The 14,179-nt window shown below is 36.8% G+C and carries 16 protein-coding genes and 1 pseudogene; 12 read left to right on the forward strand and 5 right to left on the reverse strand.

Annotation, left to right across the window (positions count from 1 at the left end):
- From ACTBZY_RS24140 to uvrC, 3 genes and pseudogenes are all read left to right on the forward strand, one after another.
- Positions 1–433: pseudogene (locus ACTBZY_RS24140) on the forward strand (serine kinase); the annotation flags it as partial.
- Positions 420–1,559: a nucleotidyltransferase domain-containing protein gene (locus tag ACTBZY_RS24145; protein WP_463048970.1), complete on the forward strand. Its 1,140-nt coding sequence runs from the start codon at positions 420–422 to the stop codon at positions 1,557–1,559. The pseudogene ACTBZY_RS24140 and the gene ACTBZY_RS24145, both read left to right, overlap by 14 nt.
- A 3-nt stretch (positions 1,560–1,562) precedes the next feature.
- The gene (gene uvrC, locus ACTBZY_RS24150) at positions 1,563–3,377 is read left to right on the forward strand and encodes an excinuclease ABC subunit UvrC (RefSeq protein ID WP_463048971.1); all 1,815 of its coding nucleotides are present in this window, start codon (positions 1,563–1,565) and stop codon (positions 3,375–3,377) included.
- Positions 3,378–3,442: 65 nt separating this feature from the next.
- Here the strand turns inward: uvrC and ACTBZY_RS24155 are convergent, their stop codons facing one another.
- From ACTBZY_RS24155 to ACTBZY_RS24170, 4 genes are all read right to left on the reverse strand, one after another.
- Positions 3,443–3,655, reverse strand: a complete 213-nt coding sequence (locus tag ACTBZY_RS24155; protein WP_463048972.1) for a hypothetical protein — start codon at positions 3,653–3,655, stop codon at positions 3,443–3,445.
- Between the two features lie 210 nt (positions 3,656–3,865).
- Positions 3,866–4,096, reverse strand: a complete 231-nt coding sequence (locus tag ACTBZY_RS24160) for a hypothetical protein (protein WP_463048973.1) — start codon at positions 4,094–4,096, stop codon at positions 3,866–3,868.
- A 2-nt stretch (positions 4,097–4,098) separates the two neighbouring features.
- Positions 4,099–4,719 carry a hypothetical protein gene (locus ACTBZY_RS24165; protein ID WP_463048974.1) on the reverse strand — a complete coding sequence of 207 codons (621 nt, stop codon included), beginning with the start codon at positions 4,717–4,719 and terminating at the stop codon, positions 4,099–4,101.
- 28 nt (positions 4,720–4,747) lie between these two features.
- The gene (locus ACTBZY_RS24170) at positions 4,748–5,236 is read right to left on the reverse strand and encodes an RNA polymerase sigma factor (protein ID WP_463048975.1); all 489 of its coding nucleotides are present in this window, start codon (positions 5,234–5,236) and stop codon (positions 4,748–4,750) included.
- A gap of 146 nt (positions 5,237–5,382) precedes the next feature.
- On the opposite strand from ACTBZY_RS24170, the gene nagA reads away from it, so the two are divergent.
- Complete coding sequence (gene nagA / locus ACTBZY_RS24175) at positions 5,383–6,483, forward strand: N-acetylglucosamine-6-phosphate deacetylase (protein ID WP_463048976.1); 1,101 nt, start codon at positions 5,383–5,385, stop codon at positions 6,481–6,483.
- Here the strand turns inward: nagA and ACTBZY_RS24180 are convergent.
- Positions 6,480–7,931 carry a S41 family peptidase gene (locus tag ACTBZY_RS24180; protein ID WP_463048978.1) on the reverse strand — a complete coding sequence of 484 codons (1,452 nt, stop codon included), beginning with the start codon at positions 7,929–7,931 and terminating at the stop codon, positions 6,480–6,482. The two genes, nagA and ACTBZY_RS24180, sit on opposite strands and share 4 nt — an antisense overlap.
- Positions 7,932–8,046: 115 nt before the next feature.
- On the opposite strand from ACTBZY_RS24180, the gene nusB reads away from it, so the two are divergent.
- The 8 genes from nusB to ACTBZY_RS24220 form a co-directional block, all read left to right on the forward strand.
- Complete coding sequence (nusB, locus tag ACTBZY_RS24185; RefSeq protein WP_463048979.1) at positions 8,047–9,186, forward strand: transcription antitermination factor NusB; 1,140 nt, start codon at positions 8,047–8,049, stop codon at positions 9,184–9,186.
- A gap of 62 nt (positions 9,187–9,248) precedes the next feature.
- Positions 9,249–9,578, forward strand: a complete 330-nt coding sequence (locus ACTBZY_RS24190; protein ID WP_463048980.1) for a YtxH domain-containing protein — start codon at positions 9,249–9,251, stop codon at positions 9,576–9,578.
- Positions 9,575–10,006, forward strand: a complete 432-nt coding sequence (locus ACTBZY_RS24195) for a DUF1573 domain-containing protein (protein ID WP_463048981.1) — start codon at positions 9,575–9,577, stop codon at positions 10,004–10,006. Before ACTBZY_RS24190 ends, ACTBZY_RS24195 begins: the two co-directional genes overlap by 4 nt.
- 40 nt (positions 10,007–10,046) lie before the next feature.
- Entirely contained in the window at positions 10,047–10,328 is a 282-nt protein-coding gene (yajC, locus tag ACTBZY_RS24200) for a preprotein translocase subunit YajC (RefSeq protein ID WP_463048982.1), read from the forward strand.
- Positions 10,329–10,456: 128 nt separating this feature from the next.
- Positions 10,457–10,759, forward strand: coding sequence for a DciA family protein (locus ACTBZY_RS24205; protein ID WP_463048983.1), 303 nt, complete (start codon positions 10,457–10,459; stop codon positions 10,757–10,759).
- A 536-nt stretch (positions 10,760–11,295) separates the two neighbouring features.
- Positions 11,296–12,393, forward strand: a complete 1,098-nt coding sequence (gene xerA, locus ACTBZY_RS24210) for a site-specific tyrosine recombinase/integron integrase (protein ID WP_463048984.1) — start codon at positions 11,296–11,298, stop codon at positions 12,391–12,393.
- A gap of 61 nt (positions 12,394–12,454) precedes the next feature.
- The gene (locus ACTBZY_RS24215; protein ID WP_463048985.1) at positions 12,455–13,333 is read left to right on the forward strand and encodes a hypothetical protein; all 879 of its coding nucleotides are present in this window, start codon (positions 12,455–12,457) and stop codon (positions 13,331–13,333) included.
- A 99-nt stretch (positions 13,334–13,432) separates the two neighbouring features.
- A partial coding sequence (locus ACTBZY_RS24220) for a CocE/NonD family hydrolase (RefSeq protein WP_463048986.1) occupies positions 13,433–14,179 on the forward strand: 747 nt, incomplete at its 3' end.

Raw genomic sequence — 14,179 nt, forward strand, 5'->3', positions numbered from 1 at the left:
GGCCATTGACCTTTCGCAGGAAACACCACATTTGATTCCTGCATTTCCTCAGTTTAAAATTTGGGACAATACTGTCAATGGACTCGAGATTCGAAATGAACATTTAAAACCTTCATTTGAAGGACACAAAAAGTTTCTCGTCACGCAGGACTTCGGAGATTTCCCTACAGAAAATATTCCTTTAAGAAGCATCAATATCCTTACTTTAGAAACTTCGTTAGAACCCTTAAATGTTCTAAACGTTCCCATAGAACTATTAAAACATTTTCCACTTCCACACCAAATCTTAAGAGGTCTGATTCATGCCAACCATTTCAAATCTGCGGTTAAACTATCCTCGAAAGTGAAGATTGTTCATTTTACAAGACCAGAGGGTTTCGATGCTTTAGATTCTTTTGTTAAAAACATGATCGCAGCGTATGAAAGCAAGTAATGAAGTTCAAGCTCTTTTAAATATAATAAAGGTTTATTTTCATCCTAAAAGTGAATTAGATAGACCGCTTTTTGAGAAAATCAATTGGAAAAAACTTGAACAAATACTAGAATTTCATGCCTTAAGGCCAATTGTTTACGAAACACTTAAAACCGCTGGAATCTATGTCCCTTCAGATGTTTTAGCTAGGCTAGAAACCTTCTCCACCAGTCAAGCCGTAGCTCATTTGAGCAATTTCATGGAACTTAAAAGGTTAGCGACTATATTTAAAAAGGAAGCTATCCCAATGGTACCCTTTAAAGGTGCTGTGTATCAAAACGCCCTATATGCTAAAGGTTTTAGAGAAGCTGGTGATATTGATATTTTGATATCTAAAAAAAGCCTTGAAAGAACTTTAAATTTACTCCTGAATGAAGGGTACAAGTATAGCATAGACATTAAAGGAACTCCTACTGAAATAACCCAGAATCTTATTCTGGCAAATGAACAATATGAAATACCTCTTTATAAACTAAATTTTCATATTGACCTTCACTGGGATATTCATTATGGGTTCCTTCCTTATTCTGTTCCCAAAGATTATATTTTCGGACTCCAAAATGATACAGAAATTATATTTTGGACCATGCTCAATCACCATGGGGCTAAAGAATTTTGGCTAAGACTGAAGGGCTTGGTAGATTTTGGTCTTTTTATCTCTAAGTTTAAAAAAGAGCTAGATTGGCAACAGATTATGATACAGTCTGAAAACTTCAAGATGAGAACTGTTCTATTAAATGGCTTCTATTTATTAAAACATTTTCATCTAACAGAAATCCCATCCGATATGGAGCACGCTCTAAGAATTCACAGCTACCTCTCCATAGCTAAAACAGAAAAATACTGGAGCCGTGGTGCCAGTTGGTCTACCCCATTTGAAAGGTTTAATTTTGAGCAAATCTTATTTTTATCTCAAGATAAAGGTTTTCGAAAGTCCGAATATTTCAAAAGCGTATATCTTGCTTTTTCCAAACCTAATTCAATTGAACAACATAGGCTTATTACATTCCCAGAACGTTTCCACTTTTTGAACTTTTTAAGCAAGGTTTTCTCTTATCTTATTAAGAAAACTTTCGGCATTAAATAAAGCATGGCAAACATCAAATTTGATTATAAATCTAAGATTCCGCTCCTTCCGAATGAGCCCGGAATTTATAAATACTTTGATGAAAATGACACCATCATTTACGTAGGTAAAGCCAAGAATCTCAAAAATAGAATTAGCAGCTATTTCTATAATTTTGACCGAGCAGACAGAAAAACAAAGCGGCTGGTAATCAGTATTCGAAAACTAGAATACACGGTTGTTTTATCAGAATGGGAAGCCCTCTTGCTGGAGAACAGCATGATTAAGGAGCTTCAGCCTAAGTTCAACATCCTCTTAAAAGATGATAAAACTTACCCTTATCTATGTGTGACCAATGAACGATTTCCTAGAATTATAAAGACGAGACGCATTGAAGATAAAAGTAAAGGAAAAATGTATGGACCATATGTAAATGTGAAAGCCATGTATGCACTTTTAGACATGTTCACACAGCTCTATACCATCAGGACATGTAAGTATAACTTGTCGGAAGAAAACGTGGCTGCTAGGAAATATAAGCTTTGCTTGGAATATCATATTGGTAATTGCTTGGGGCCTTGTGAAGACTTACAAAATGAGGCCAACTATATGCATGAAATAGACCAAGTCCATCATATTTTAAAAGGAAACCTGGCTCCTGCTAAAGAATATTTTCTCAGAAAAATGCAGGAAGCTGCTGCCAGTCACTTGTTTGAAAAGGCTCATGAATATAAACTAAAACAAGATTTTTTACTTAATTATCAGGCCAAGGCCACTGTCGTAAACCCATCTATACAAGATGCAGATGTATTTGGTATTCAGTCTGATGCAGACAATTCGTATGTTTGTTATCTAAAAATAAGTAACGGTACCATTATTCAAACCCAGAATTTTGAAGTCAAGAAAAAACTTGAAGAGCCAGATGATGAGGTATTAGAAAAGGTTATGTTTGAAATAAGGCTCAAATATGAAAGCCAAGCCAGAGAAATTTTCTCTAATATAGAAGTAGACACCGACTTAAAGGCAGAGGTAATAGTACCCAAAATTGGTGATAAGCGTAAGCTTATAGAAATGGCTTTGAGAAATGTGATGTACTATAGACATGAAAAAGCCGAAAGAGATGCTATTGCAAAAAGCGGAGCTACAAATAAGCGTGATAGGGTTCTAATAAAACTGAAACAAGATTTACAGCTGAAGGACCTACCAAGGCATATTGAGTGTTTTGACAACTCCAACATCCAAGGTACAAACCCTGTCTCTGCTATGGTGCTTTTTAGAAACGGCGTGCCAAGCACAAAGGAGTATCGTCATTATATTCCAAAAACAATAATAGGGTCTGACGATTTTGGCACCATGCGTGAGGTGGTTTACAGAAGATACAAAAGGCTCTTAGAAGAGAAAGAAGATTTGCCAAACCTGATAGTTATTGATGGCGGCAAAGGCCAACTTTCTGCCTCTGTCTCGGCCTTAAAAGATTTAGGTATCTATGGTCAAATTCCCATCATTGGTATTGCTAAAAGATTAGAGGAAATTTACTTCCCAGAAGACAGCCTCCCACTTTACATCGATAAGAAATCAGAATCCCTGAAGCTTATTCAACGCTGCCGTGATGAGGCTCACCGTTTCAGTATTACCCATCACAGAAACAGAAGAAGCAAAGGTTTTATTAACAGCAGCTTGGAATCTATAGAAGGTATAGGTAAACCTACCGCCACAAAAGTTCTGAGCCATTTCAAAAGCATTCAAAATCTAAGAAATGCTACTGAAGAAGAGTTAATAGCCTTGGTTGGAAAAGACAAATCCAGAAGAATACGTGAGTTTTTTGAGAAAGATTCTTAAGAAAGTACCAGAATTAACGGGTACTTTCTTAGCTCAATCCAACCAGACATGGAATAGGCGAATACCTATTCACCTGCACATTTCGAACGGCTTGCTTTCCGTTCCGAAACCGCACTGCCAGACCATAGCATGATGTTCATAAATGCTCCGCAAAGCAGAACATTTCTAATCTCGCCATAAGCACCAGATTCTTTTAATGCACTTGAACAAACTATCATCACTGTCGCCCAAATTAATGCTGTTATGAGTACAGGTATCGCCTTTTTTACTTCTTTCATTTTATCTATTCTTTAACCCGCTTTATGCGTCAGAAAATCTCCCGATAGAAATCGGGATCGTAACGAAATTGCTTCCCATCGGCAAGCTCAGGGTAAACGCTATGCTCATCTCGTTTAAATATCTGATTTTTAAAAATGATTACGATTCTCCAATGCATAATTCGGGTTTAACGGACCGCATTCTTTGACGCATATTGGAATCTCCGTAGTTCATTTGTATCGACCTCGCCAGTTAAACTGCATTTCACCTACTTCTTCCCTATTCCTAAAAATCGATACTTTACTTTGCCAAAATCTTGTTGGTCTTATTTCAATAAAGTTTCCTTTATGCTTGTCAGATACTTTATGAGAATACCAATTTTCATAGATCATTTCTGTTATCAATACGCCTCCATCCCTAAGCTTAAAACTTCCTTTACCAGCTATTGATTCTATTATCATATTTAAAGTTCTTCTGCTTGCTCCAGGGCATCACCTGTAGTTTTCATATTCTTATTGTAAAACTTAAAAAGAATAAAAATTAAAGGGATAGCTATTAATAATGAAAAGCCAATTACTGCTAAAAGATCATCTTTGGCAGCACTGAAATCCTGAAAAATATCTTTTCCAATAAATACCTTCAAAACCACGGGAATAAAGAAAATCATAGTAGGTAAACTGCTGTAAAGTCCCACTTTCTTATAAAAAACTGCAGCTTTCTTCAAAACCAAAAAGTTCTTTTGACTCTCTACTATACTGTTTTCTAAAAGATTTACCTTCTTCATTTTAGCAATAAAATCCCAAGATATATAGCCAGAAAAAATGAATAACGCTCCGCTCAATAAAGCACAAATGGCCAGCGGCGTTGTTTGGAAACTACCGTTCAGCATACTGCCTAACAAACCCACCAAAAGCACAACACACATTCCCAAGCCAGCTACCGTTTCAAATACTACCATCTTGCCTATACTGTTCTTGCTTTTTTCATGAGCCATTTTCAGGATAATCTCATTGGTAAGCTTTTTTTGCTTTTCTAATTCCATACTCAGCTCTTGCCAAGTATTTTTCATCTCTTCTAATTCCATATCTATATTTTTTAGATAAAGGCTATCACTAAACGCTAGCAAAACCCTTTTTTAATTTCTCTTTAATGCGTGTCATTCTAGTGCCCACATTACTCACAGAGAGTCCTGTAATTTGAGCTATTTCTTGGTGACTTTTGTCTTCCAGAAAAAGTAAAATCACCGCTTTTTCTATGTCGTTTAGCATACTTATATGCCTATACAGATGCTTACTTCTTTCTTCTAAAAGCGGGTCATAAGCTTCTTCCAAAATATTCAATCCCGCATCTAAAGCCACCATCTGTCCTTGATTCCTTTTCTTTCTTAACCTTGTGATGGCGGTATTAAGTGCTACGCGATAAAGCCAAGTGGAAACTTGCGACTGGTTTCTAAACTTCTCAAAAGCCTTCCACAGTTGCAGCACTATTTCTTGGTACAAATCTTTCCTATCTTCCGCATCATTCCCATAAACGGCAGTCACCTTGTAAATGAGGGCTTCATTTTCTTTTATAGATTCTACAAATGCTTTTTCTGTATTCAAACCGTTTTTTTTTGAATTCAATTAGTTAGTCGTAGCTCACGCTGAAATATCACACTATTCTCCATTTTTTTTCTCAAAATATTATTTCCATCTATTTAAAACTAGCCTAAGAGTACTACCTTTAAACTACAAAAATATCAAGCCAAATGCCTTCCATTTCTACCAAAAGACTTTTTACGGCCGGAACCGTTTTAAATAATAAAACCATCTCTTTTGAAAATGGTGAAATAACGGCGATTGTAAACCATGAAGGCAATCCTACTTATCAAAACATCGCTGCACCGTTTTTTGATACACATATTAATGGTGGCGAGAAACTCTATTTGACAGAAGAAGTAAGTATAGAAGCCATTGACGATATTTTTACGGCCTCCGTAAAAACGGGGACGTTTTACGTTTTGCCCTGCGTCATTACTTCCTCGCCAGAAAATATATTAAAAGGTTTAACGGCTATTAAGGAATACATGAACCAAAATCCTAAGTCAGGCGTGGTGGGTTTACATCTGGAAGGGCCATTCTTAAATCCAGTAAAACGTGGGGCACATCTGGCCAAATATGTCAGAAAACCAAGCAATAAAGAACTGGCAGGTATTTTGGAAGCAGGCAAAGATCTCATTAAAATAATGACGATTGCCCCTGAACAGTTTACAGACGAACAAATAGAAATGATACAAGATTCGGGCATTTGCATTTCGGCAGGTCATTCTGATGCTACCAATACAGAAGCCAACAAGGCCTTTGATTTGGGTATCAATCTGGTGACACATCTCTTTAATGCCATGTCCGGTTTGCACCACAGAAAACCGGGTCTTGTAGGAGCTACACTTGCTCGTAAGGAGATTTGGGCACCTATTATTTTAGACGGGAAACACTGCGATTTTGATGCCGCTAAAGTAGCTTTTAACGCCAAGCCCGACAGGCTATTTATCATTTCGGATGCTCTTTTCTTAGGCCAAAAGAAACTCAAATTTCAATGGGAAGAGTTTGATGCGACCCTTGTAGATGGCCAATACATCAACAGCGATGGTAACTTGGCTGGCTCTGCCGTTTCTATGGGGGATTGTATTAAAAATGCTGTAGAACTGGTCGACATTCCACTAGAAACAGCTATTGACATGGCTACCGAAAGGCCCGCTAAAGCCATAGGACAAGATAAGGAAATCTGTAAAGTAGACCTAGGCTATCCAGCCATTTTCACTTCTTTTAATGATGATTTAACGGACTTTGAAGTATTGAATTTCGTCTAATCTTCTTTCAAATTCTCTATCAAAACCCTTTCGTAACTATCTATGTTTTTGTTAAAGTCTTCCAAGGTATATTCTACTGGAATATCGGGCTCTACAAAAAAAGGTTCATAGGCTCGTTTTTTTCTTGTATGTACGATACGGTATTCCGGAATCCTAACCCTGATTTTACTATGGGGTAATTTGGCTATATACCAGCTTCCTGCATGACTGCCCCAGTTGGCTCCTCCAGGCGTTTCGCCTACAAAAGTAGCTCTACCCATATCATCTAAAACACTTATAGTAAAAGTTGTAGCAGAATAAGAACCTCCATCCATAAACACATACAGGTTTCCGTCGAAGGTCCATTTAGAAGGTTTTTTCTTAGGTGGCTTACCATTGGCTCGGTATCTATACTCGTCGTCTTTCTTATTAAAATAAAACGGAGCCACTAAAGGGGGCAAAACATTAAAGGGAGAAAAAATCTTGTAATAAGCCCTTCTGTTGAATGACATGGTGTCTACAAGCTTAAAGGGCTCATCTACCAGATATTTGAGTACCTTACCCACATTAGGAATATAGCCACCACCGTTACTTCTTAAATCCACCACCAAATTCTCAATACCATCTTTTTTTATTTGTTTGAAATTCTTCTTTAGTTTTCTTCCAAACTTGGATTGAAAAACATCTAGTGGTGAGTTTTTTAACACAAAAGATGTAATATCAATTTTAGCCAAGGATAAACTCGAATCTATCACGCTGTAATGGAGATTTTTCCTAAGCTGTTTTGGATATTGCATGGCAATGATAGCCCCCATCTTCTTTTTGGATATCGTGGCCAGTTTAAAAGGTGTTATGGAGTCATTTTCAATACTGCGTGTTACTAGACTTACAGAATCCTTTAATTCAAAATATTTGGGGTAATAGGCATAAAGCAGTCTAGAGGAATAGAGCTCTTTTGCCACAATATTCCCATTATCTGTTCCTATTTTCTGTTTCAGTTCATCTCTAATTTCCGCTATAGGCTTTCCGTCAATTTCTATTAACTCCAGTCCTTTTAAGAAGGTCGTATCTGAAGATGCGTTATATTGAATTAAATTCTTATCCGCTATGTTTTTTGTAATGAACGGCAGGACATTGGGATGCTCCTTGCTCCAAGATTTACTGTGCGTGTGACTGGTATGTAAATCCTTTACCTCATAAACTAAAGGAGCCATTTTATTAAAAAAGTCCAAATAACTCACAGAATCCACTAAAGACTCCTTAATCTCTTTAAAGATATTTTCGTAATCTTCTGCCTTCTGATACCGGAACAATCCAGGATGAATCTGCATCATTTTTTTATACAGAAAGTCCAAGTCTTTCTTCGCTTCCTGTGAACTGAGCTTGTTTTGAGCCGAAAGCGGCAAACTACTTAGCGAAAGGCAAAGCAGTAAAAAAGAGATAAAAATACGATGTGTTTTGTAGCTCAAGGCCAATTCTTAGATTAATTATATGAGATACTTTCAAAATTAGGCCGAATTAGCCATTTATCTTCAAATCCTTTTAATTATCTTTGCGGCACAATTAACAGTTCTTTGACCAAATATGCTGAACAGACGTCTGATTCGAATTAGGGCTATGCAATCTTTATATGCCTACGAGCAGTCTAAAAAAGCTAATTTTCTATTAGCTCAAGACTTAATCCACGAGGCTTTTGCACCGGATCTAAACTCCATGGAAGTTCAGGATAGAGTAAAATTACAGGGTTTAACAAGACTGGGACTTCAGCAGCTTCAAGACGATTTCTCGATAGCAGGTGATACCGAAGATTTTGAGCTACCAAAAGAAGTAAAAGAAGTCGTAAGAAAAGCCAGTAGCTTCTTTTTAGAAAGAAATCGGACAGATTTTGATAACTTTACCATAAGAACTTTGAAAGATGCCGATAAGGTTTTTGAAGTTTATCTTATGCTCATGAACCTTTATGTGGCTCTGGCAGAAATGGCAGACAAAGACATTCATCATGAAGGTAAAAGTAGATTGAGTTCTAACAAACTATTGAAGGAACTTGATGTTAATAAAGACTTTGAACTGCTTAACTTAAGGTTAGGGTTCAACTGGGACGAAGAGATTGACTTTGTAAAAAGTCTTTACAATCAGGTTCTAAAAGTCAATCCTAAATACCAAGAATACTGTCAAAACCTAAATCATACATTAGAGGAAGAGATTGCTTTGTTGAAATACTTAGTAAAAAATGTTTTTCTAAAAAATGATATTTCTAGCAACTTCTTTGAAAGATACCACCTCTATTGGTCGGAAGACAAAGAAACCCTAAGAGCCATGGTGGCTCACAGTTTCCAGAATTATGAAGAAACTAAAGAACTCACCATAGCCAGAGCAGATGAAACATGGCAAGAACGCAAAGATTTTTTGATGATACTCTTCAAAAACTGCGTTAAAGAAGAAAATAAACTGATGAAAATGATATTGCCAAGTTTAAAAAACTGGGAGTATGATAGAATATCAGAGACAGACAAGATTCTTTTGAAAATGGCACTGGTAGAAATGATGGAGTGTTCTGGTATTCCTGTAAAAGTGACCATTAATGAGATTATTGAAATAGCCAAAGAATACAGTACACCTAAAAGTGGGCAGTTTGTGAATGGTGTTTTAGATAAGCTGTCGAAAGAGTTGGTTTCCAATGGCGAAATCAAGAAGTCTGGACGTGGCATGTTAGATAATAAATAAACGGTAAAAATTGCCTTAAATGGCTTTTTGAGATAATTTTAAGCACTAAATCAATTATAGATATGAGCAAATCATCAGGTTCGTTTTTCGCTTTCTTAGCTGGTATAGCCGCCGGTACGGCCATAGGCATATTATATGCACCAGAAAAAGGTGAAATCACTAGAGACAGACTAGCAGAAAAGCTAGGCAAATACCGAGGTCAGCTAGAAGAATTTATAGCAGACCTTATAGAAAGAGGCGACGAAGTAGCCATAGAAATGGCAGGCGGAAAAGATGTAGATAGTAAAGCCAAAGCCGACGGAAAAAAAGTAGTGAATGAGGCACGTCAAAAGGCTGAAAAATTACTGGAAGATGTAGAAAACTTAATGTCTCAAATAAAATCTAAATCATGAAAATCCTTGCTAGCCTTTTTTTAGGCCTTGTTCTTTTCTCTTGTAATACGAGCAGTGACAGCACCGAAGGAGCTGAAGCGGCAACTACTTCTAATGCGGTGATAGCGTTTGAAGAATCAAACTTCGATTTTGGTACACTTAACGAGGGTGACCAAGTAAGCCATGCTTTTAAATTCACAAATACAGGTACAGACCCTCTTCAAATTACAGCTGTAAATGTTTCATGTGGCTGCACAGTGGCTTCTAAGCCAGTAGGAATGGTGGGTGTGGGTCAGTCGGACGAAATTGTTATAAACTTTAATAGTGCCGGAAAAGTAGGTGTCAATAAAAAGACAGTGGGTGTTATATCTAATGCTACAAACAGTCAAGAAACACTTTCTTTTACCGCTACCGTGCTGGCGGCAGATTCTACTGCTACAGCTCAATAATCAATCTTTGAAATAAAATATTAAACTTAAACTAATTAAAATGGTATTACTACAAGCAGATGCTGGAGCAGGAAATTATAGTTTTTTAATTCTTATGGCAGGTATGTTTGCGGTCATGTATTTTTTCATGATTAGACCACAGCAAAAGAAACAAAAAGACCAACAAAAAATGGTGAATGAACTGAAGCCAGGCGATGAGGTAGTAACCTCTGGTGGTCTTCATGGCAAAGTAGTGAGTACAGAAGACGATACCGTTACTATTTCAACTGGTGGAGCTGCTAAGCTTACTTTTGAGAAAAATGCTATAGGTAAAAAGAAATAATTTTACCCACTTTATTTAAACCTGTCGGCGTAATGGTCTGGCAGGTTTTCTTTTTTTATCACCCACACGGAACTTGCAAATGCGGCATTTTTTCGTAACTTAGGTAAACAGTGAATCAATATAAATCAGTGAGAAAAAGTACCAGAAATAGTCAGGCTATGCCTTTGAAAGATGCCTTAAATGACTTCTTGGAATCTTTTAATCTAAAATCCAAATACAACGAAACCCACCTTGTGGCCTCTTGGGAGAAAATAATGGGCCAAACGATAGCATCCAGAACCGACAAGATATTTATTAAAAGCAGCACGCTTTTTCTGAGGATTACCTCTGCCCCACTCCGCCAAGAACTGGTATTGGCTAAATCGAAATTGATTAGCCTCATCAATAAAGAAATGGGCCAAGAACTGGTAGATGAGGTGGTATTTATTTAGGGTTTCTTACTATTAGAATTTCATCATCAGAAAATTCCATGTAACCAAAATCATAACAGTAATGCAAGGTTTTACCTTGAGCGTTAATATGGTAGTGTGTCATGTATTTAAAATGAAAATTCTTGTCTTCCAATAGTATTCTAGGCACCTTTAGCTTAGTGCTTTTCTTCCCCATTATTTCTAAAAGTATTGACCTGTTTCTATGCAAATGCCTATCTATGGAAAAGGCCTGCTTTTTGGTGACCTCTCTTAGCCGGCTATGATAAAAGTTTTTGCACGGCTGCCCACAGAAAACTTTGCCTTTCCTTCCATAAAGTGGACTCTTACATATTTTACATTTGCCTAGCATGTGTTATACTTATAAACGGTTAATTAGCACAACCAACTGTTTATCAATTCACTAATATACACAAAAAAGAACAGTTTGATAACGGTTATGAAACGTTTACAAACGAATATATATAAGAAAGTTCTGTATTTATCTATTAATCATTAGTTAATTTTATTTAATTATTGTCACCTAAGACCTCAAATAAATGAAATATATCACGCTAAAGCATTTGATGATTAATGGTAAAAGGAAGATTGGGCTTCAATTTTACCCTGACAAGGTTATTAATGCCCTAGTAAAACAAATTCCTGAAGTAAAATGGAGCCCTACTTTTAGTATGGCCACACTACCAAACAATAAAGACAACCTACAGCTAGTATATAATACTTTCAGAGGGGTCGCTTGGATAAATGGGAGTACTTTTTACGGAAACAGTAGAGGAAAACAGGAAGAAAAGCAGGTGATTGCACCATTGGTGAAAAAATCAATTTGTCCTGATTCATATATACAAAAACTTGAAGTAAACCATTACAGTAAAAATACCGCGAGGAGCTATGTGGCCAATTTTGAGAAATTCATGAATTATTTCAATGGCCAAGACGTGAATTCCTTAGACGAACAAGACATCCAAAACTACCTTCAGGTATTGACAAAAAAAGAGCTCTCGAAAAGCAGCTTGAATACGGCTATAAACGCTATAAAGTTCTATTACGAAGTGGTCATGGGAATGCCCAATAGATTTTACAAAATAGATAGGCCTCGGAAAGACCAGAGTTTACCAGAAGTACTTTCTAAAGAAGAAATAGTCAATATTATCAAACATACCAATAATATTAAGCATAAGTGTATCCTAAGCCTTTTATATTCAGCAGGCCTACGCAGGGGCGAACTTATAAACCTTAAAATCAAGGATATAGATAGCAAAAGAATGGTTATTCGCGTGAATAAAGGAAAGGGAAACAAAGACAGATTAACACTCTTATCTACCAACGTATTAATAGACCTAAGAACGTATTTTAAAGAATGGAAACCAAAGACTTATCTTTTTGAAGGCCCAAATGAGAGCCAGTACAGTGCTAAGAGCATCGAAAATATTTTGAAAAATGCGGCTAAAAAAGCGGGCATAAAAAAACGAGTCACACCGCATATGTTAAGGCATAGTTTCGGGACGCACTTATTAGAAAAAGGGGTAGATTTAAGGCAGATTCAAGTTTTAATGGGTCATCATAGCTCTAAAACAACAGAAATCTACACGCATGTGGCAGTAAATACTTTTGCAGTAATTAAAAACCTGCTAGATTAGATAAAATATTTGCGATATATCAGACATATGTCCTGATATATCGCTGTTGGCGGTAATTAAAATGAAACACTCAAGACCTGACATATTATCAAGACCACTGTTCATTTTGGCTTTGGGGTTATTGCTATTAAATGACTTTTATCTGAAATATGAGTTCTCGAACTTTTTGACAGGTAAACTCTCTGACATAGCAGGGCTTTTCCTTTTTCCATATTTCTTATCAAGCCTACGAATTAAATGGACTAAAACAATATATATCGGAACAGCTGCTTTATTCCTGTTTTGGAAGTCTCCATTTTCACAAGAAGTAATCAATTTAGCTCAGACCATTGGAGTTGGATTCAATAGAGTGATTGACTACACTGACTTATTCGCTCTTTTAATTCTTCCATTTTCATTTCTATACTTCCAAAAGCAACTTTGCACAGAACAAAAAATTGGAAAGTATTTAACGATTCCTTTGGGAATAATCAGTCTGTTCGCAATTTGGGCAACGACATTACCAAGAGAAAAAGTGGAATTGAACATAAATGTGAATGAAGAATATGAATTGGAAATGAGTAAAACTGACCTCTTCAATTCGATGCAAGCAGGACATGGTTATAGCGACACCTTAAAGAAAAACTTAACAGACAGTCTTTTTTACTTGCACTTTGACATTGTAGACGAAAGCCGTGCAGACGTTACTGCACTTTCGACCATTATTTCAATTGACTCAAGCAGAACCAAGCTAAGACTTGAAAAGATTCTACATGGCCATATCACGGGCGGACTTTTTAGCGGAGTGGACAAAGGTGACATAGAGCATTTTAAATCCATTTCCGTGGAAGAATTCAAGACTCATTTTGTAACCAATTTTATCGAGCCTATAGAAAACGGAAAAGCAGAATATATCTACTATGATAACAAAGAGATTTATGACTCTTATCAAAATGAATAAATAAAAAACTACCGCCAACAATCGCTATAAAAACATGCCCTTCGGGACACGTTTCATAGCGGGGACGTTGAGCGTAATTAAAAACAAAAAAATCCAATCATGAATAAATTTTTTCTGACCGCCTTATTATTAATCTCAGTTCAATTTTCGTTTGCTCAAGAGAAGAACCTAAACATCGAGAACAAAGACTATATTCTTGATGATAGTGTAATTGTAATAATGCCTGATGGTGGAAGGATAGCATTAACCATTTTGCGGGAGGCAAATATTACAACCAAACAACCTGCTGTGTTGGTATACAGTATATATTCTGGCAATGATGTAAGTATGAGCGAAGCAGCCGCAAAAAAAGGCTATGTAAGTATTGTAGCAAATCCCCGTGGTGTAAGAATTGGTCATGAGGCTGTAGAACCATTTGAACATGAAGCCAATGATATTTATTATATCATTGATTGGATAAGCAAACAGCCATGGAGCAATGGAAAAGTTGGCATGTATGGTGCAAGTTATTTGGGCTTTAGCCAATGGGCAGCTAGCAAAAAACTGCATCCTGCTTTAAAAACTATTGTCCCGATGGTACCAGTTGCACCTGGTATAGACTTCCCTATTCAGAACGGCATTGTCGCCAATTTCACCTTGCGTTGGCTGCACTTTGTAACCGATTCAAACATACCTGATTATAAAGGCTTTTCAGACCAAGAAAAATGGGATGGCGTGATGGGTAAATGGTACAAAAATGGAAGCACCTACCGCTCATTAGATAGTTTGGAAGGCCGGCCTTTTCCTCTATTTCAAAAGTCGCTGCAGCACCCAACTAATGATGCATTCTGGCGGCAGATGATCCCA

The organism is Arcticibacterium sp. (genome assembly GCF_055134445.1).